This is a genomic window from Streptomyces sp. NPDC048337, assembly GCF_043201175.1.
In the GTDB taxonomy this organism is placed as follows: Bacteria; Actinomycetota; Actinomycetes; order Streptomycetales; family Streptomycetaceae; genus Streptomyces.
This window is the reverse complement of record NZ_JBICYR010000011.1, coordinates 191,695-209,166: the sequence shown is the minus strand read 5'-3', so window position 1 is coordinate 209,166 and position 17,472 is coordinate 191,695. Positions and strand designations below refer to the sequence as shown.

General features: G+C 73.2%; 15 protein-coding genes and 1 tRNA gene. 10 read left to right on the top strand and 6 right to left on the bottom strand.

Features of this window, described 5'->3' with window-relative positions; translation table 11 throughout:
• Positions 1 to 35: 35 nt before the first annotated feature.
• Entirely contained in the window at positions 36 to 2,363 is a 2,328-nt protein-coding gene (locus ACGFYU_RS20170) for an SCO7613 C-terminal domain-containing membrane protein (protein WP_393828645.1), read from the bottom strand.
• Between the two features lie 123 nt (positions 2,364 to 2,486).
• Here ACGFYU_RS20170 and ACGFYU_RS20165 point away from each other — a divergent pair, with 123 nt between their 5' ends.
• Positions 2,487 to 3,002: an SRPBCC family protein gene (locus ACGFYU_RS20165; protein ID WP_393828644.1), complete on the top strand. Its 516-nt coding sequence runs from the start codon at positions 2,487 to 2,489 to the stop codon at positions 3,000 to 3,002.
• Positions 3,003 to 3,040: 38 nt separating this feature from the next.
• A tRNA-Val gene (locus ACGFYU_RS20160) sits at positions 3,041 to 3,112 on the top strand.
• 58 nt (positions 3,113 to 3,170) lie between these two features.
• Here ACGFYU_RS20160 and ACGFYU_RS20155 read toward each other — a convergent pair.
• The gene (locus ACGFYU_RS20155) at positions 3,171 to 3,899 is read right to left on the bottom strand and encodes a 3'-5' exonuclease (RefSeq protein ID WP_393828643.1); all 729 of its coding nucleotides are present in this window, start codon (positions 3,897 to 3,899) and stop codon (positions 3,171 to 3,173) included.
• A 221-nt stretch (positions 3,900 to 4,120) separates the two neighbouring features.
• Here ACGFYU_RS20155 and ACGFYU_RS20150 point away from each other — a divergent pair, with 221 nt between their 5' ends.
• Together ACGFYU_RS20150 and ACGFYU_RS20145 are read left to right on the top strand one after the other, a co-directional pair.
• Positions 4,121 to 4,699: a DUF4365 domain-containing protein gene (locus tag ACGFYU_RS20150; protein ID WP_393828642.1), complete on the top strand. Its 579-nt coding sequence runs from the start codon at positions 4,121 to 4,123 to the stop codon at positions 4,697 to 4,699.
• Complete coding sequence (locus ACGFYU_RS20145) at positions 4,699 to 5,904, top strand: hypothetical protein (RefSeq protein WP_393828641.1); 1,206 nt, start codon at positions 4,699 to 4,701, stop codon at positions 5,902 to 5,904. The genes ACGFYU_RS20150 and ACGFYU_RS20145 overlap by 1 nt, the downstream gene beginning before the upstream one ends.
• On the opposite strand, the gene ACGFYU_RS20140 is transcribed toward ACGFYU_RS20145, so the two are convergent.
• A complete protein-coding gene (locus ACGFYU_RS20140; RefSeq protein ID WP_393828640.1) occupies positions 5,901 to 6,404 on the bottom strand; it encodes a GNAT family N-acetyltransferase in 504 nt (167 codons plus the stop codon). The two genes, ACGFYU_RS20145 and ACGFYU_RS20140, sit on opposite strands and share 4 nt — an antisense overlap.
• A 212-nt stretch (positions 6,405 to 6,616) precedes the next feature.
• Between ACGFYU_RS20140 and thrS the strand changes: the two genes are divergently transcribed.
• Positions 6,617 to 8,593: a threonine--tRNA ligase gene (thrS, locus tag ACGFYU_RS20135; protein ID WP_393828639.1), complete on the top strand. Its 1,977-nt coding sequence runs from the start codon at positions 6,617 to 6,619 to the stop codon at positions 8,591 to 8,593.
• A 70-nt stretch (positions 8,594 to 8,663) separates the two neighbouring features.
• The gene (locus tag ACGFYU_RS20130; protein WP_393828638.1) at positions 8,664 to 9,224 is read left to right on the top strand and encodes an HIT family protein; all 561 of its coding nucleotides are present in this window, start codon (positions 8,664 to 8,666) and stop codon (positions 9,222 to 9,224) included.
• A gap of 12 nt (positions 9,225 to 9,236) precedes the next feature.
• Here the strand turns inward: ACGFYU_RS20130 and ACGFYU_RS20125 are convergent, their stop codons facing one another.
• Positions 9,237 to 9,638 carry a DUF1992 domain-containing protein gene (locus tag ACGFYU_RS20125; RefSeq protein WP_393828637.1) on the bottom strand — a complete coding sequence of 134 codons (402 nt, stop codon included), beginning with the start codon at positions 9,636 to 9,638 and terminating at the stop codon, positions 9,237 to 9,239.
• Between the two features lie 85 nt (positions 9,639 to 9,723).
• Between ACGFYU_RS20125 and ACGFYU_RS20120 the strand changes: the two genes are divergently transcribed.
• On the top strand, positions 9,724 to 10,416 hold the full coding sequence (locus ACGFYU_RS20120; RefSeq protein WP_393828636.1) for a DUF6882 domain-containing protein: 693 nt from the start codon (positions 9,724 to 9,726) through the stop codon (positions 10,414 to 10,416).
• Here the strand turns inward: ACGFYU_RS20120 and ACGFYU_RS20115 are convergent.
• Together ACGFYU_RS20115 and ACGFYU_RS20110 are read right to left on the bottom strand one after the other, a co-directional pair.
• Complete coding sequence (locus ACGFYU_RS20115; protein WP_393828635.1) at positions 10,413 to 12,080, bottom strand: hypothetical protein; 1,668 nt, start codon at positions 12,078 to 12,080, stop codon at positions 10,413 to 10,415. The genes ACGFYU_RS20120 and ACGFYU_RS20115 overlap by 4 nt on opposite strands.
• A 150-nt stretch (positions 12,081 to 12,230) precedes the next feature.
• Positions 12,231 to 14,426: an elongation factor G-like protein EF-G2 gene (locus ACGFYU_RS20110; protein WP_393828634.1), complete on the bottom strand. Its 2,196-nt coding sequence runs from the start codon at positions 14,424 to 14,426 to the stop codon at positions 12,231 to 12,233.
• 250 nt (positions 14,427 to 14,676) lie between these two features.
• Between ACGFYU_RS20110 and pgsA the strand changes: the two genes are divergently transcribed.
• The 3 genes from pgsA to ACGFYU_RS20095 are packed head-to-tail and all read left to right on the top strand — an operon-like array spanning position 14,677 to position 17,440.
• Positions 14,677 to 15,342: a phosphatidylinositol phosphate synthase gene (gene pgsA / locus ACGFYU_RS20105; RefSeq protein WP_393828633.1), complete on the top strand. Its 666-nt coding sequence runs from the start codon at positions 14,677 to 14,679 to the stop codon at positions 15,340 to 15,342.
• Positions 15,342 to 16,268, top strand: a complete 927-nt coding sequence (locus ACGFYU_RS20100; protein WP_393828632.1) for a phosphatidylinositol mannoside acyltransferase — start codon at positions 15,342 to 15,344, stop codon at positions 16,266 to 16,268. Before pgsA ends, ACGFYU_RS20100 begins: the two co-directional genes overlap by 1 nt.
• Positions 16,268 to 17,440, top strand: coding sequence for a glycosyltransferase family 4 protein (locus ACGFYU_RS20095; protein WP_393828631.1), 1,173 nt, complete (start codon positions 16,268 to 16,270; stop codon positions 17,438 to 17,440). The genes ACGFYU_RS20100 and ACGFYU_RS20095 overlap by 1 nt, the downstream gene beginning before the upstream one ends.
• Positions 17,441 to 17,472: the final 32 nt, after the last annotated feature.

The window sequence follows — 17,472 nt, the reverse complement described above, 5'->3', positions numbered from 1 at the left end:
AGACTTTCACCGTCTCCGGGCCCTCCGGCGTTTCCTCACCGGAGGCGGCCGAGCGCGTCCCGCAGGCGGCGGGCGTCGCGCAGCCGCTTCTCGTACGTCGCCCCCACCGCCAGCAGCAGCAGGCCCGCCAGCGCCGGCGGCACCCAGCGCGGGAGCGCCCCGGCGACCTGCACCACGTACGGGGCCAGCTCGTGCAGCGCCACCGCCGCCAGCGCCGCCCCGCCCAGCACGAGCGGAGCCTGGAGCCGCCCCCGGGCTCCCGCCAGGGTCACCGCCAGCGCGGCCAGCCCCAGCAGCAGCGGGCGCAGCCAGTTCGCGGTGCCGGCCGGGGAGCCGCCCAGGACCGCCAGGATGCTCGGCAGCAGGGTCGCGGACAGGCCCGGGCCGTACGCCGTCCAGGAGGAGGCTCCGGGATCGCGGCGCCGCCGCATGAGGCCCACCGCGAGGGCCGGCACCGTCACCGGCAGCGTGTACGCCTCCGGGGCCGTGACCCCGAAGTCGGCCAGCCGGACCCAGGTCGCCGCCACGAACAGCGCCCCCGCCGCCCAGCCGGCCGGCGTCCGCCGGTCCTCGCGCACCGCCGCGCCCGCGCAGATCACCCCGGCCAGCGCCAGGACCAGCGCGAGGGTCCCCGTCCGGCCCGCCGACAGGGCCGCCGCCAGCAGCCCGGACCCCGCCGCCGCGATCTCGGCGGGCACCCGCACGCCGCCCAGCCGGGGCCCGAGCCCGGCCACCGCCGCCGGGACCGCCAGCACCGGCAGCGCCCACCAGACGACCGCGAGGTCCGCCGCCGCCCCCGCGGCCGCCAGGACCGCCGTGGCGTACCCGACGGCGCACACGGCTGCCGCGGACCGGACCGGGCGCGCGGCGGGCCCGTACGCCGCCCCCGCGGCGCAGCACGCCCCCAGCGCTCCCCACACCGCGAAGGTGGCCATCCGGCCGTCCAGCGCGCCCAGGGACACGTTCGCGGCGCCGGCCAGCGCGCATCCGGCCGCCGCGATCCCGGTGCCGCGCACCGTGGCGCGCAGGGCGAGGACTCCCGCCGCCCCCGTCACCGCCAGCTGCGCCGTGAACACCGCCGCCGGCGGGAACCCGAGCAGCTCCGGCGCCGTGAACAGCCCCGCCCACGCCAGGACCACCGCCGCCACCGCGGGCTCCGGCCGGGCCAGGGCCCTGGACAGCCACCAGGCGGCTCCCGCCCCGACCAGCAGGGTCACCGGGACGGCCGCGCCGGGCCAGAACGGATCCGCGGCCGGGGTCGTCCCCGCCCACACCTCTTCCAGCACCCGGATCCGGGCCAGGAGGGTCGGCGCCACCGCCGAGCAGCCCGCCAGCGCAGCCAGGGCGGTCACCACCGCGCCGGCCCAGGCCAGCCCGCGCCGTACCGGCGCCGGGAGCGCGTGGACCCGTACGACCGCGAGCAGGGGCAGCGCCACCAGCAGGTGCACCACCACCGTCCAGGCCGGATCCAGCCCCTGCCGTGCCACCCCGCCGAGCGCCACCACCGCCGCGAGGCCGCCCGCCAGCGCGGCCGCCCAGGCGCGCGGCTCCCGTCGCGCCGCCACCGTGCCGAGCGCGGCGCCCGCCAGCAGCAGCCCCGCCGGGGTCAGCGCACCGCCCGCGGACGCCGCCGACCAGGACTCGGCCGCGCCCGTCAGCAGCGCCCCCGCGCCCAGCACCGCCGCCGGGACGGCCGCCACCCGGATCCGCAGCGCCAGGGCCGCGTCGAGCGCCGCCGTCGCCAGCAGTGCCCAGCCGATCTCCAGCGGCCCCGCCTGCGCGGCCAGCGCCGCCAGAGGCAGCGGGAACTGCGCCGCCAGCACGGCCGCCGGCAGCGGGATCCGCAGCTTCCGCAGCCCGGCGCCGTACGCGGCCCACACCGTCGCCAGCACCGCCGCCGCCCCCGAGGCGTAGGCGGTGCCGTCCGTGTCCGGCATCCCGACCGCGTACAGCGCGTACGCGTCCAGCACCGTCAACAGCAGGCCGACCGCCGCCACCGACTCCGCCGTCGACCGCAGCCCGCGGCGCAGCAGCGCCGCCGGGGCGGCCAGCGCCCCCGCGGTCACCGCGGCGAGCACCGCCGAGCGCCCGGCGATCCCCAGGGAGCCCCAGCTCAGCAGCGTGAACGCGAGCGCGGCCACCGACAGCAGGACCGCGCCCAGGGTGAGCAGCACGTTCTGCGCGCCCGGGGCCGAGGTCTCCCGCGCCGGCGCGGCAGGCCCGGGCGGCGCCCAGGCAGGAGGGACCGGAAGGCGCAGCAGCCAGTCCCGGCGCCCCAGCAAGTAGATTCGCCGGGCATCGAGTTGGGCCAGCTCACGGTCGATGAGCGCCAGCTCTTCGGCCGGCGGCAGAGGCGTGTTCATACTGCGGAGTGTGGCGCCGGTCACGCGGTCAGGACATGGGCGCGCGTACTCAGATGTGCCCTGAGTACGCACGGTCCGGGTGAAGTGGGCATGCCGGAGCCCCGGTCGGGCCAGACTCCCACCATGGACCGCAGCCGCTGGTACCGCTCGGACAGCTCCGACCACTGGGGGCGGTGGAGCCGCTACCGCTTCCGGAGCGTGTGGGACCTCGACGCCCCGCCCGCCCGCGTCTACGCCGTACTGGAGCGGCCGGGGGAGTACCCGCACTGGTGGCCCCAGATCCGCCGCGTCGCACCGGTCGACGACCGCAGCGGCACCGCCACCGTCCGCTCGGTCCTCCCGTACGCGCTCCACATCACCGCCGCCGAGCTGCTGCGCGACCCCGTCCGCGGGGTCCTGGAAGTCGCCCTCGGCGGTGATCTCGACGGCTGGGCGCGGTGGACCGTACGACCCCGCGCCGGCACCGGAGCCACCCGGACCCGCGCGCTGTACGAGCAGGAGGTCGAGGTGCGCCGGCCCCTGATGCGGCGGCTCGCGCTGCCCGGGCGGCCGGTGTTCCGGCTCAACCACGCCCTGATGATGGAGGCCGGGCGGCGCGGTCTCACGGCCCGGCTGGCCGCCGGGCGGGAAGCGGTTTGAACCAGCCCCAAGCCTTCTGTATTGTTCAGTGCGTTCCCGGGCGATTAGCTCAGCGGGAGAGCACTTCGTTCACACCGAAGGGGTCACTGGTTCGATCCCAGTATCGCCCACCGGGAGAGGCCGGTCCGTCAGCTGACGGACCGGCCTTCCGCATGTACGGGCCGGGTACTACGCCGCCGTCGACAGGTCCCCCGGCCGCAGCGGCCAGTGCGGATCCACCGGCTCAGGCGTCCCCTGGCGGGCGAACCACGCCTGCAGTCCCCGCGCCTGTGCCGCATGCCACACCGCCTGCAGGGTGTGCAGTTCGGCCGGGGTCAAGCGCTCCAGCCGCGCCGCGAACCGGCGCCCCACCGCCCGTACGAGCTCCAGCGAGGCCAGCGCGTCCGCCGCCGCGTCGTGCGCGCCCTCCAACTCGATCCCGTAGTGCTCGCACAGGTCGGTCAGCGTGCGGCGGCCCTTGCGGTAGCGGTCCAGGTGCTTGTCCAGCACCCGCGGATCCAGCACGGTGAGCGGCCGGTTGTCCAGGTACCGCGCGAGCGAGGACGCCCGGTGCCGGCGCAACTCCCGGTCCAGCAGCGTCAGATCGAACGGCGCGTTCATCACCACCACCGGCCGGCCCGCGATCTGCTGCTCCCCGAGTGCGCGGGCTATCTCCTCCACCACCGGTGCCGGCCAGCGCCCGTGGCGCTGGAGGTGCTCGTCGGTGAGCCCGTGCACTTCCGTCGCGCCCGGGGGCACCGGGATGCCGGGATTGACCAGCCAGCGGGTGGAGCGGACGCGGCCGCCCGCACACTCCTGCACGATGAGCGCGGCGGACACGATCCGGTCCTGCTCGACGTCCACCCCGGTCGTCTCCGTGTCGAACGCGGCCAGCGGGCCCTCGTACCAGCGTGTCATGGCGAACTCCTCGTCCCCGGTGGGCAGATGGGGCGCCCTCTGCAGCGCTGACTCAAAACGTGCCACCGTCTCCCGCATCGGTGATACCCGTGCTGTTTGCCCCGTACGCCGTTTGCGGCGGGCCGGGTGCGGAGACAACACCCATGGGGGACCGCACACATGACCGGTCGTCACCCCACCCACCACCGAAGGCAGAGCCCGGAAGGCATGGGGAGCCGGCCATGGCGCTCGCGCAGCCCGAACAGGGCGGGGTGTTGCAGGGGCGGACCGATCCCGGGACCGGACCGCTGCGCGGCACACTCGCCACCACCGCCTGTATGGAGACCCTCCAGGTGGGGTACCTGCACGCCGTCGCCGCCGCGGCCGGCTGCTCGCTCTCCCAGCCCTTTCCGGACAACGGGATCGACTGGCACGTCAGCCACGGAGCCCCCGAGCACGTCGTCGACGACGAGGTGACCATCAAGGTGCAGCTGAAGGCGACCTACCAGATACCGCCCAGGCCGGCCGGGCCCACCTTCGGCTTCACCCTCGACAACGAGCACCTGCTGAAACTGGCCCGCACCCCGGTCGCCGTCCACAAGATCCTCGTCGTGATGCTCGTCCCGCGGGAGCGCGACGAATGGCTCGCCGCCGGGCACGACCGGCTCGACCTGCGGCACTGCTGCTACTGGACCAACCTCGCCGGCACCCCTGTGACCGGCCGGCGCCGGACCACCGTACGGATCCCGACCGCGCGGATCTTCGACGACCGCGCGCTGTGCGGGATCATGACCCGGGTCGGGTCGGGAGGGACACCCTGATGAACTGGCACCCGCCGCACCTCGAACCGCTGTCGTCCCCGGAGTTCACGCCGGGCACGCCCGATCCGGCCCAGGTCGATCCGCTGGTGCTGGGGGCGCTGCTGCACCGGCACGGGTGGCTCCGGCGCGGCGGCCCGGCCGGGCGGTACGGGCGCTGGACCCCGGCCGGCCACGCCGGGACCAGCCTGCTCGTCCCCGAGAGCCGCGGCTTTCCCGACTGCGCCGACCTGCTGGAGGAGGCGCTCACCGCGCTCTCGCGCAGCGCGCTGCCGTCCGCGCGGGAGGTGCTGTTCGGGCTGAGCGTGCCGAGCGACGAGATCCGCTGGGAACGGGAGATCCCCGAGGGGCCGTACGGATTCCAGGGCGAGGCCGCCTGGACCGTGCAGGAGCGGCTGCGCTCGGCGGCCCGTCGGCTGCTGCTCGCCGGGGCCCTCGCCGACCGGGCCCGCGCCGGGTATTACGGCGCCCGCCACCGGGACCAGGCCGAACGCGCCCTGGACGGCGTCCTGGTGGGGCCCGCTCCGGGCGGGCGCCGGCTGGCCGCGTACGTGCCCGTGGACGGTGGCCGGGGCCTGGTGACGCGGCTGCACCACGCCCTGCACGCCGCCCGCGAGGCGGTGGACTACCGGCGTGCCACCGGCGGCATGGAAGCCTTCGACGCCGCTGTGGCGGCGGGGGTCAGCCGGGAACTCGCCGACGCGCTGATCGCCCTCGTACGGGGTTCGGAAGGGGCCAGGATCGCACTGGCCTGGGCACCGGCGGCCGGGGTGCCGGCCGGCTGCGCGGCGAGGCCCGAGCCGGTGGAGTTCTCGCCCGGCGACCTGCCGGTGCTGCGCGAGGCCGCCGCCCGCTACACCCGCCACGAGCCGGCCGTCGCCGTCCGGCTCGCGGGGGCCGTCGTACGGATGCGGCGCGCTGCCCCGGGCGGTGGGGGGACCGTCCGGCTGCGGGTGCTGGCCGGCGCGGAGGTCCCGTACGTACGGGCCGCGCTCGGCGAGGAGGCGTACCGCACCGCCGTCCACGCCCACCTCGAAGGGCTCCCGGTCCGGATCAGCGGCCGCCTCTCCCGGCGCGGCGGCTTCCGCAGGCTGGCGGACGCCGCGGACGTGACGCCCGTACCGCTGGACGAGGTGGAGCGCGACCGGCTGATGAAGTCCCTGGACGCGGCCTTCGACCAGGAGGACGTGCTGCCTTCGGACGACTAGCGGGTGTGGGTGAACGAGGCCATCCGCAGGCCGGGGACCGGCGAGAAGTCGGCGCCCCGGGTGAAGCCGAGGCGTTCGTACAGGGTCACGGCGGGGGTGTTGCCGGCGCCGGTGGTGACCTCCACCGGCCGGTCCGGGAAGAGCTCGGCCAGCACGTGGCGCAGCAGCAGCGAGGCGACGCCGAGGCGGAACCGGGCGGGGTCCACGCAGAGCCGGTCCAGGCGCAGCGGACCGTCCGCGGCCGGCTCCTCCCAGGCCAGGAAGCCGGCGATCTCCCCGTCCGGGGCTACGGCCCCCAGCCAGGTCAGTCCTCGCCCGCGCATGTCGGCGAGGCTCTCGCTCAGCGCGGGGATGCCGTCGAAGGCGATCAGCTCCGCCTCCACTGCGTAGGCCTCCCGCCCGATGCGGTGCACGGTGGCCGCGACGGCGTCGTCGGTCAGGTCCAACGGACGGATCCGCGCGCTGCTCGGCATAAGGGTCCCTCCGGGAGAGTCGGCCATGCTCCCCACGCTACCGGCCACCGCGGGTCTGCCCGCGGTGGCCGGGGGTCCGCCGGCCCGGCCCGGCCCGGCCCCGGTTCAGGGCCTGGGCCGGGCCCCGGGCTGGGACCGGGCGGGGCCGCGCGATAACCGTTTAGCGGCGCGGCCGCTCCGCTCGGTACGATTCAGACGCGCAGCGTTCGCTCGCGCACCCCCTGAGTCAGGAGAGACCGGTGTCAGACGTCCGTGTGATCATCCAACGCGATTCCGAGCGGGACGAGCGCGTGGTGGCCACGGGCACTACGGCGGCGGAGCTCTTCGCCGGCGAGCGCACCATCGTCGCCGCGCGTGTCGCCGGCGAGCTCAAGGACCTCGCGTACGAGGTGAAGGACGGCGAGACCGTCGAGCCGGTGGAGATCTCCGCCGAGGACGGCCTCAACATCCTGCGCCACTCGACCGCGCACGTCATGGCGCAGGCCGTGCAGGAGCTCTTCCCCGAGGCCAAGCTGGGCATCGGCCCGCCGGTCCGGGACGGCTTCTACTACGACTTCGACGTGGCCCGGCCCTTCACCCCCGATGACCTCAAGGCCATCGAGAAGAAGATGCAGGAGATCCAGAAGCGCGGCCAGCGTTTCTCCCGCCGCGTCGTCACCGACGAGGCGGCCCGCGAGGAGCTCGCCGACGAGCCGTACAAGCTGGAGCTCATCGGCATCAAGGGGTCGGCCTCGACCGACGACGGCGCCAACGTCGAGGTGGGCGGCGGCGAGCTGACCATTTACGACAACCTCGACGCGAAGACCGGCGAGCTGTGCTGGAAGGACCTCTGCCGCGGTCCCCACCTGCCCACCACCCGCAACATCCCGGCCTTCAAGCTCATGCGCAACGCCGCCGCCTACTGGCGCGGCAGCGAGAAGAACCCGATGCTCCAGCGCATCTACGGCACCGCGTGGCCGTCGAAGGACGAGCTGAAGGCCCACCTCGACTTCCTCGCCGAGGCCGAGAAGCGCGACCACCGCAAGCTCGGCAACGAGCTCGACCTCTTCTCCATCCCGGACGAGATCGGCTCCGGCCTCGCCGTCTTCCACCCGCGCGGCGGCATCATCCGCCGGGTCATGGAGGACTACTCGCGCCGCCGGCACGAGGAGGAGGGCTACGAGTTCGTCTACTCCCCCCACGCCACCAAGGGCGCCCTCTTCGAGAAGAGCGGCCACCTGGACTGGTACGCGGAGGGCATGTACCCCCCCATGCAGCTCGACGGTGGTACCGACTACTACCTCAAGCCCATGAACTGCCCGATGCACAACCTGATCTTCGACGCGCGCGGCCGCTCCTACCGCGAACTGCCGCTGCGCCTCTTCGAGTTCGGCACCGTGTACCGGTACGAGAAGTCGGGCGTCGTGCACGGCCTGACCCGAGCCCGCGGCTTCACCCAGGACGACGCGCACATCTACTGCACCCGTGAGCAGATGGCCGAGGAGCTCGACCGCACCCTCACCTTCGTGCTGAACCTGCTGCGCGACTACGGTCTGACCGACTTCTACCTGGAGCTGTCCACCAAGGACCCGGAGAAGTTCGTCGGCTCGGACGAGGTCTGGGAGGAGGCCACCGCGGTCCTCCAGCAGGTCGCCGAGAAGCAGGGCCTCCCGCTGACCCCCGACCCGGGCGGCGCGGCCTTCTACGGGCCGAAGATCTCCGTGCAGGCGCGCGACGCCATCGGCCGCACCTGGCAGATGTCGACCGTGCAGCTCGACTTCAACCTGCCGGAGCGCTTCAACCTGGAGTACACCGCCCCGGACGGCTCCCGCCAGCGCCCGGTCATGATCCACCGCGCGCTGTTCGGCTCCATCGAGCGGTTCTTCGCCGTGCTGCTGGAGCACTACGCGGGGGCCATGCCGCCGTGGCTGGCCCCGGTCCAGGCGGTCGGCATCCCGATCGGCGACGGGCACGTCGAGTACCTGCAGGAGTTCGCCGCCGAGGCGAAGAAGCAGGGCCTGCGGGTCGAGGTGGACGCCTCCTCCGACCGCATGCAGAAGAAGATCCGCAACCACCAGAAGCTCAAGGTCCCGTTCATGATCATCGTCGGTGACGAGGACATGGCCGCGGGCACGGTCTCCTTCCGCTACCGCGACGGTTCGCAGGAGAACGGCATCGCCAAGGACGAGGCGCTGGCCAAGCTGGCCAAGGTCGTCGCGGACCGCGTCCAGGTCTGATCCGCAGGAGCGGGCCCCCGGAAAGTGATCACTTTCCGGGGGCCTTCCTCGTCCGTGTCGGCAAGGTCATATGCTTGCCGCCATGACGAGTGAGCCGGAGCAGCAGAACGGCGTTGGCACGCATGACGGGTTCCAGCGCCTGTGGACCCCGCATCGGATGGCCTACATCCAGGGCGAGAACAAGCCCACCGGCCCCGAGGCCGGGGACGGCTGTCCCTTCTGCGGGATTCCGGAGATGTCCGACACGGACGGGCTCGTCGTGGCCCGCGGCAAGCACGTCTACGCGGTGCTCAACCTCTACCCGTACAACGGCGGCCACCTGATGGTCGTCCCGTACCGGCATGTCGCCGACTACACCGACCTGGACGGCCTGGAGACCGCCGAGCTGGCCGACCTCACGAAGCGGGCCATGATCGCGCTGCGCAAGGCGTCCGGGGCGCACGGATTCAACATCGGCATGAACCAGGGCAGCGCCGCCGGTGCCGGCATCGCCGCGCACCTGCACCAGCACATCGTGCCCCGCTGGGGCGGGGACACGAACTTCATGCCGATCGTCGGTCACACCCGCGTCCTGCCGCAGCTCCTGGCGGACACCCGGCAGATGCTCGCCGACGCCTGGCCCACGGGCTGACGGCGTACGGGACTACTCGGCGCGGCTCTCGCGCCGGCTCCGCAGCTCCCCCTCGACGTCGAACTCCGTCAGCTTGAGGGGCGGGCCCGCCGGTGGCCTGCGCAGGGCCGCGCGGATCTTCTCGTTGATCTCCGTGAGGATGGCCCGGGCCTGACGCTCGGAGCGGGCCGCCCGGGCCGCCTCCCGCGCGTCCTCGGCATCCTTGCGGAGCGCGAGCGAGGGCGGCAGCGGGGAGAAGCCCTCGCGGTGCAGCTTCCCCTTGATCCACCACAGCTCGTCGTACGGGGCGTCCAGCGAGGCCAGCGGCTTGCCCCAGCCCGGCAGGCTCTCGAACTCGCCCCGGTCGGCGGCCTCCCTGATCTGCCGGTCCACGAAGGACTCGAAGCTGACCCCCGGCGGCTTGCGCTCGGTCACGGTTCCTCCTCGGGACGGGACGGCCTCGGAAAACCAGCCTACCCAGACGGCGCCGTGCGGCCGGGGGGCCATAGGGTCGGTGACCATGATCACGCGATTCAGCGACGAGTTCCTGTCCGAGGCCGAGCGGCACGCCGCCTGGGGCGCCGCCCAGCTCGACACCCTGACCTCCTTCCTGCCCGAGGGCCCGTGGACGGCCGACCTGGAGGCCTGCCGCTACCGCCAGGGCGGCCTTGACCTGCGGGTCTCGGTCCTGGGCAGCTACGACACGCACGAACACTCCTGGATGTGGGGCTGGGCCAACCCGGGGCTGCGCGGCACCGAGGTGGTCGCCCTCGCGGCCGCGGTGGAGCGCTATGGAAAGGCCATGGGGATCGCCGAGTTCACCGAGGAGGCCCTCGACCTGTCGGGCTTCCCCGACCCGCGGATCGCGGCGGAGACCCTGGCCTTCGCCGGAATGGGCGTGGCCGAGGCTCCCGGCTACATCGGGGTCGAGGCCGGGCCGGGTACGCGGGTCTACTTCCTGCCGGACGACCCGCAGGTCCCGCGGGCGGCCCTGGACCCCGTCACGCTGCCCCGGACCCTCATCACCGGGGCCGGCCTCATCGGCCGGTCCCCGCGCAGGGTCGTCACGGGGTACTTCGACCACCACGGCGTCGAGGTGAGCGAGGCCGGCGGCCGGATGACGGCCGAGCTGCCCGGCGGCGGCACGGCCCTGATCACCTTCGACGCCGCCGGCCGCATGGCGGACGTCAGCCTGACGGTCCTGCCCGGCTAGGCGTCGTAGACGTCCGCCTTGCGCGGCGCCGGCTCCTGGATGAGGCCGCTCATGATCGAGGAGCGGTTCGTGAAGCGCTCGGTGTCCACGCCGTTCTCCTCCAGCACCTTGAACGTGGCGGCGTGCACCGACCTGAGGACCGGGGCGACGGTGCGCAGGGCGTCGTCCGCCATGAACCGGTGGCGCCACATCGAGCCCGCCCACACGTGCCGCACCCCGAAGGGCTCCGGCAGGACCAGCTTGCCGCCGAAGTAGTCCAGGAGCGGGGGGTACCAGGTCAGCGGGGCCCGTACGGCGAGGCGTACGACCTCGCCGGCGTCCACCAGCGGCTTGGGGCGTTCCACGGTCTCCCAGAACCTGATGCTCTTCGGTACCTCGACCACCTGGGCCTTGGGCTTCGTGGTGAACAGGCCGGCCACCGGCCCCAGGGCGTGCGCGGTGACGTCCACCCGCAGCGTCTTGTAGAGCACGGTGACCGTGACCAGCATGTTGATCACGAGCTGGCCGTCCCAGAGCGGGTACTGGATGCCCAGGTAGTGCCGGTTGCCGGCGCTGAACTGCTGCTCGTTGCAGATCCGGGTGATCTCGTGCGGCTTGATCAGGAAGTTGTCGGTGTTCTCGCCGGTGGGGCGGGCCACCTCGGCGGCGCCCTCTCCGACGGGGGTGACGATCCAGTGCTGGATGGCGGCGGGCGGGAAGCCGCCGGTGTGCAGCGGGCCGCGTTCCAGCTGGCGGAGCTGGGTGTCGATCGCGCGTATGACGTCCCAGCTGCGGAACGGGTGGATCTCCATCCCGTCGGTCTTGGGGTCGAGCTCCTCGGCCATCTGCCAGCTGCCCCACCGGGTGCCCATGCCGAGGATCCCCTTGGGGCCGGCGTAGAAGACCTGGTTGCTGCGGTCCTCCGCGGTCAGCTTGGCGAGCTGGTGGCGCAGGTCCTCCCGGGCCTTCTCGTCGGGGTTGCCGGGCACGGCCTCCGGGATCTTGGCCGGGACGCCGTCACCCGACAGCAGCCCTTCCCAGCGGGCCCGCAGGTCGGCGGCGGTGGACTCGCATATCCGGCGGGCGAGCAGCCAGCCCGCGGCCGGCGCGATGATCATGCCGCGCAGGTAGAGGCCGAGGAAGCCGGTGAAGGGCAACCGGAACATCAGGACGGCCGCGACGACGCCGATCCCGACCAGGAGAGCGGTCCCGTACCAGGAGGCGCGCTTGCCCTCCTTGGCCGACAGGGACTTGCGCAGCTGGAACAGCCCCAGCCACAGCAGCAGGCCGGGCAGGAACACCACACCGCAGACGAGCATGATCAGCCGCAGCTTCGCGTCGCGCTCCTTGCGGATGCGGGTCGCGGACAGGCAGTGCTCGACGACGGTCTGCGGGTCGGCGCCGAACGACTGGATCAGCGGTTTGCGGGCGGAGCCGAGGGTGCGGGCCTCCACCGCGCGGCAGAAGGCCTCGCCGAGGTTGGGCTCCAACAGGGAGATCTTGCCCGCCTTGACGGAGGCCGGGTGGTTCTCGCTGTTGGCCTTGATCAGCTCTTCGAGTTTGGTGTCGTCGCCGCCCTCGCGGTACGCCGCCGAGGCAAGGGCGTTGGTCGCCGCCGTCTGCCCCCCGCCCCCCTGGAGGGGAATCTGTGCTCCGGGCCTGAAGTCGAATCCGTCGTCCGCCACCGCTGCCCCCATCGCTGTGCGTCGTGCTCTTTGGTGCGCCGATGAGCCTATCGGCGGATCTCGCCCCATGGTCATGGGACAGGGAAATGCCGCCCACCGCAAGCGGGTTGGGTGGGCGGCCGATCCCACGCCGTGGTGGCGCTATGTCAATTAGCTTCCCTTCTCCGCCTGTTCGCGCACCTTGTCCGCGATCTGCGGTGGCATGGGCTCGTGGCGGGCGTAGGCCCGGGCGAAGCGCCCGGTGCCGTGCGAGACGGAGCGCAGCTCGACGGCGTAGCGGCCGATCTCGATCTCGGGGATCTCGGCGCGGACCCGGGTGCGCCCGGGACCGGCCTGTTCGGTGCCGACGAGCCGGCCGCGGCGGCCGGCCAGGTCGCTCATGACCGGGCCGACGTACTCGTCGGGGATGAGGACGGCGACCTCGGCCACCGGTTCGAGAAGGTGGATGCGGGCCTCGGCGGCGGCTTCGCGCAGGGCCAGGGCGCCCGCGGTCTGGAAGGCGGCGTCGGAGGAGTCCACCGAGTGCGCCTTGCCGTCGAGGAGCGTGATGCGCACGTCGACCAGCGGATATCCGGCGGCGACCCCGCGGGCCGCCTGGGTCCGTACGCCCTTCTCCACGGACGGGATGAACTGGCGGGGCACGGCGCCGCCGACGACCTTGTCGACGAACTCGATGCCGCTGCCGGGCGGGAGCGGCTCCACCTCGATCTCGCAGATGGCGAACTGTCCGTGGCCGCCGGACTGTTTGACGTGCCGGCCGCGGCCGGCCGCCTTGGCGCCGAAGGTCTCGCGCAGGCTCACCTTGTGGGGGACGGCGTCGACCTGGACGCCATAGCGGGTGCGCAGCCGCTCCAGGGCGACGTCCTGGTGGGCCTCGCCGAGGCACCACAGGACGACCTGGTGGGTGTGCGGGTTCTGCTCCAGCCGCATGGTGGGGTCCTCGGCGACGAGCCGGGACAGGCCCTGGGAGAGCTTGTCCTCGTCGGCCTTGCTGTGGGCCTCGATGGCGAGGGGGAGCAGCGGGTCGGGCATGGCCCAGGGCTCCATCAGGAGCGGGTTGTCCTTGGCGGAGAGGGTGTCGCCGGTCTCCGCCCGGGTGAGTTTGGCCACGCAGGCCAGGTCGCCGGCGATGCACCTCTCCAGGGTGCGCTGCTGCTTGCCGAAGGGCGAGGTGAGGGTGCCGATCCGCTCGTCGACGTCGTGGTCCTCGTGCCCGCGGTCGGCCAGGCCGTGGCCGGAGACGTGCACCGTCTCCTCGGGGCGCAGGGTGCCGGAGAAGACGCGGACCAGCGAGACGCGGCCGACGTACGGGTCGGAGGAGGTCTTGACCACCTCGGCCAGCAGCGGGCCGTCGGGATCGCAGGTGACGGCGGCGCGGGCGGAGCCGTCGGGGGCGGTGACGCTGAGGTCGGGGCGTTCCAGGGGGGTGGGGAAACCGCCTGTGATCAGTTCGAGGAGCTCGACGGTGCCCAGGCCCTGCTTGGCGCCGTCGGCGGCCGGGGCGGCCATCAGGACGGGGTGGAAGGTGCCCCGGGCCACGGCCCGCTCCAGGTCGTCGACGAGGGTCTTGAAGTCGATCTCCTCGCCGCCGAGGTAGCGGTCCATGAGGCTCTCATCCTCGCTCTCCGCGATGATCCCCTCGATCAGGCGGGAGCGGGCTTCGGAGATGAGGGAGAGCTCGGCGGGGTCCGGGTCGCGCGCCACGCGCTCGCCCGAGGAGTACTCGTAGACGCGCCGCGACAGCAGGCCGAGCAGGCCGGTGACGGGCGCGTGCCCGTCGGGAGCGGCGGGCCCGTGCAGGGGCAGGTAGAGCGGGATGACGGCGTCGGGGTCCTCGGCGCCGAAGATCTCGCCGCAGACGGTGGTCATCTGCGCGTAGTCGGAGCGGGCCGCCTCCAGATGGGTGACGACGATGGCGCGGGGCATGCCGACGGCCTCGCACTCGTCCCAGACCATCCGGGTCGCGCCGTCGATCCCGTCCGAGGCCGAGACGACGAAAAGGGCCGCGTCCGCGGCGCGCAGACCGGCCCTTAGTTCCCCGACGAAGTCGGCGTATCCGGGGGTGTCCAAGATGTTGATCTTGATTCCGCCCCATTCGACGGGGATGAGGGAGAGCTGGATGGACCTTTCCTGCCGGTGTTCGATCTCGTCGTAGTCGGAGACGGTCCCGCCGTCCTCGACCCGGCCGGCCCGATTGACCGCTCCAGCGGTCAGGGCCAGGGCTTCGACCAGTGTGGTCTTACCGGATCCGCTGTGGCCGACCAGCACGACGTTCCGTACGGAGGAGGGGCGGTCGGCCGCCAGTGCCCTGCCGGCGGCTCCGGATTGGTGTGATGTGGCTCCCATGGTGCTCGTGCCTCCCGGTGGTGACGGAGGAAGAAACGGGGTTCTTCGAGCTTTGCACTGCTGTCACACCGCGTCCATACGTCGTACCGGGGGCGTACCCCAGGGGTACCGGAGGCGGTCCGCGGCGTGACGTGCGTCTTACGCGGCGCGAACCGGTGGGTGCGCGGCGTCTGCGAGGCGGCGTGCTGGCTACGATGGGCCAGCCGGTGGCCGTGGTGGCCGCGCGGCCCAGCGACCCTCCGGGAAGGCCATGCTGAACAAGTACGCGCGTGCATTCTTCACGCGTGTTCTCACGCCATTCGCCGCTCTTCTGCTCCGGCGGGGGGTGAGCCCGGACGCGGTCACCCTGATCGGCACGGCCGGAGTGGTGGCGGGAGCGCTGGTCTTCTTCCCCCGGGGTGAGTTCTTCTGGGGCACGATCACCATCACCCTCTTCGTCTTCTCCGACCTGGTGGACGGGAACATGGCCCGTCAGGCCGGCGTCTCCAGCCGGTGGGGCGCCTTCCTCGACTCCACCCTCGACCGGGTGGCGGACGCGGCGATCTTCGGCGGGCTCGCGCTCTGGTACGCGGGCTCCGGGAACGACAACGCGCTGTGCGCGGTGGCGATCTTCTGCCTCGCCAGCGGCCAGGTGGTCTCGTACACGAAGGCGCGCGGCGAGTCGATCGGGCTCCCGGTGGCCGTCAACGGGCTCATCGAGCGGGCCGAGCGGCTGGTGATCTCGCTGGTCGCGGCCGGCCTGTCCGGGCTGCAGACCTTCGGGGTGCCGTCCTGGATCGGGGTACTGCTGCCGATCGCGCTGTGGATCGTGGCGGCGGGCTCGCTCGTCACGCTGATCCAGCGGGTGGTCACCGTACGCCGTGAGTCGGCCGAGGCCGATGCCGCGGCCGCGACCGCCGAGGGGGGCGCGGCCTGATGGCGCCGGGGGGCAGGACGGCTTTGAAGGACAAGCTGGTCGACGGGCTGTACGGGCTCGGCTGGGCGGGGGTCAAGAAGCTGCCGGAGCCGGCGGCGGTCGCCCTGGGCCGCAAGATCGCCGACGTGGCGTGGAAGCGGCGCGGCAAGAGCGTGCTGCGGCTGGAGTCCAACCTGGCCAGGGTGGTGCCCGACGCGGCACCGGAGCGGCTGCGCGAGCTGTCGCAGGCGGGCATGCGCTCGTACATGCGCTACTGGATGGAGTCCTTCCGCCTGCCCGCGATGGACCGGCGGCGCTTCGGCACCGACGTCGAGATCAAGGACGAGCACATCCTGCGCGAGGCCGTCGCCTCCGGGCGCGGGGTCATCGTCGCCCTGCCGCACCTGGCCAACTGGGACCTCGCCGGGGCCTGGGTCACCGGCCACGTCGGCATCCCGTTCACCACGGTCGCCGAGCGCCTCAAGCCCGAGTCGCTCTACGACCGCTTCGTGGCCTACCGGGAGAGCCTGGGCATGGAGGTCCTGCCGCACAGCGGCGGCGCCGCCTTCGGCACCCTCGCCCGGCGGCTGCGCTCCGGTGGCCTGATCTGCCTGGTCGCGGACCGGGACCTGTCGTCCTCCGGAGTCGAAGTGGACTTCTTCGGCTCGACGGCGCGCATGCCGGCCGGGCCCGCGCTGCTGGCGCAGCAGACGGGGGCGGTGCTGCTGCCGGTGACCCTGTACTACGGGGACTCGCCCAAGATGTACGGCCGGATCCACCCCGAGGTGGAGGTGCCGAAGACCGGGACCCGCGTCGAGAAGACCGCCTCCATGACGCAGGCGCTGGCGGACGCCTTCGCGTCGGGGATCGCCGAGCACCCGGAGGACTGGCACATGCTGCAGCGGCTGTGGCTGGACGACCTGACCGACCAGGGGGAGCGCTCGTAGTGAAGATCGGCATCGTGTGCCCGTACTCGTGGGACGTGCCGGGCGGCGTCCAGTTCCACATCCGGGACCTGGCGGAACACCTGATCCGCCTCGGCCACGAGGTGTCGGTCCTGGCCCCGGCGGACGACGAGACCCCGCTGCCGCCGTACGTGGTCTCGGCCGGCCGGGCCGTCCCCGTCCCGTACAACGGATCGGTCGCCCGCCTGAACTTCGGCTTCCTCTCCGCCGCGCGCGTACGCCGCTGGCTGCACGACGGCACCTTCGACGTGATCCACATCCACGAGCCGGCCTCGCCCTCGCTGGGACTGCTGTCCTGCTGGGCGGCCCAGGGCCCGATCGTGGCCACCTTCCACACCTCGAACCCGCGCTCGCGCGCCATGATCGCGGCGTACCCGATCCTGCAACCCGCCCTGGAGAAGATCAGCGCGCGGATCGCGGTGAGCGAGTACGCCCGCCGCACCCTCGTCGAGCACCTCGGCGGCGACGCGGTGGTCATCCCCAACGGCGTCGACGTGGACTTCTTCGCCAAGGCCGACCCCAACCCCGCGTGGTCCGGCCAGACCCTGGGCTTCATCGGCCGCATCGACGAACCGCGCAAGGGCCTGCCGGTCCTGATGGCGGCCTTCCCGAAGATCGTCGAGTCCTGCCCGGACGTACGCCTCCTGGTGGCGGGCCGCGGTGACGAGGAGGAGGCGGTGGCCTCCCTGCCCGCCGACCTCCGCTCCCGCGTCGAATTCCTCGGCATGGTCTCCGACGAGGACAAGGCCCGGCTGCTGCGCAGCGTCGACGTCTACGTGGCCCCGAACACGGGCGGCGAGAGCTTCGGCATCATCCTGGTGGAGGCCCTCTCGGCGGGCGCGGCGGTCCTCGCCTCCGACCTGGACGCCTTCGCCCAGGTCCTGGACCAGGGCGGCGCGGGCGACCTCTTCACGAACGAGAACGCGGACGCCCTCGCGGCCGGCGCCATCGCCCTCCTCCGCGACCCGGCCCGCCGCGCGGAACTGAGCGCCCGCGGCTCGGCACACGTCCGCCGCTTCGACTGGTCCACGGTCGGCGCGGACATCCTGGCGGTCTACGAAACGGTCACGGACGGCGCGGCCGCGGTAGCCGAAGACGAACGCGTCCCCCTCCGCACCCGCCTGGGCTTCTCCCGGGACTCGACCGGCTCCTGACCGGGGCCGTACGGCCGGCGCGCTGAAAGGTA

Bases quoted from the DNA above. Each gene is read 5' to 3' on its own strand.
- ACGFYU_RS20120 (WP_393828636.1), top strand. From the start codon at position 9,724: ATGATCACGCGATTCAGCGACGAGTTCCTGTCCGAGGCCGAGCGGCAC.
- ACGFYU_RS20140 (WP_393828640.1), bottom strand. From the start codon at position 6,404: ATGGCCGACTCTCCCGGAGGGACCCTTATGCCGAGCAGCGCGCGGATC.
- ACGFYU_RS20110 (WP_393828634.1), bottom strand. From the start codon at position 14,426: ATGGGAGCCACATCACACCAATCCGGAGCCGCCGGCAGGGCACTGGCG.
- ACGFYU_RS20130 (WP_393828638.1), top strand. From the start codon at position 8,664: ATGCTTGCCGCCATGACGAGTGAGCCGGAGCAGCAGAACGGCGTTGGC.
- ACGFYU_RS20170 (WP_393828645.1), bottom strand. From the start codon at position 2,363: ATGAACACGCCTCTGCCGCCGGCCGAAGAGCTGGCGCTCATCGACCGT.
- ACGFYU_RS20165 (WP_393828644.1), top strand. From the start codon at position 2,487: ATGGACCGCAGCCGCTGGTACCGCTCGGACAGCTCCGACCACTGGGGG.
- pgsA (WP_393828633.1), top strand. From the start codon at position 14,677: ATGCTGAACAAGTACGCGCGTGCATTCTTCACGCGTGTTCTCACGCCA.
- ACGFYU_RS20150 (WP_393828642.1), top strand. From the start codon at position 4,121: ATGGCGCTCGCGCAGCCCGAACAGGGCGGGGTGTTGCAGGGGCGGACC.
- ACGFYU_RS20145 (WP_393828641.1), top strand. From the start codon at position 4,699: ATGAACTGGCACCCGCCGCACCTCGAACCGCTGTCGTCCCCGGAGTTC.
- ACGFYU_RS20155 (WP_393828643.1), bottom strand. From the start codon at position 3,899: ATGACACGCTGGTACGAGGGCCCGCTGGCCGCGTTCGACACGGAGACG.
- ACGFYU_RS20100 (WP_393828632.1), top strand. From the start codon at position 15,342: ATGGCGCCGGGGGGCAGGACGGCTTTGAAGGACAAGCTGGTCGACGGG.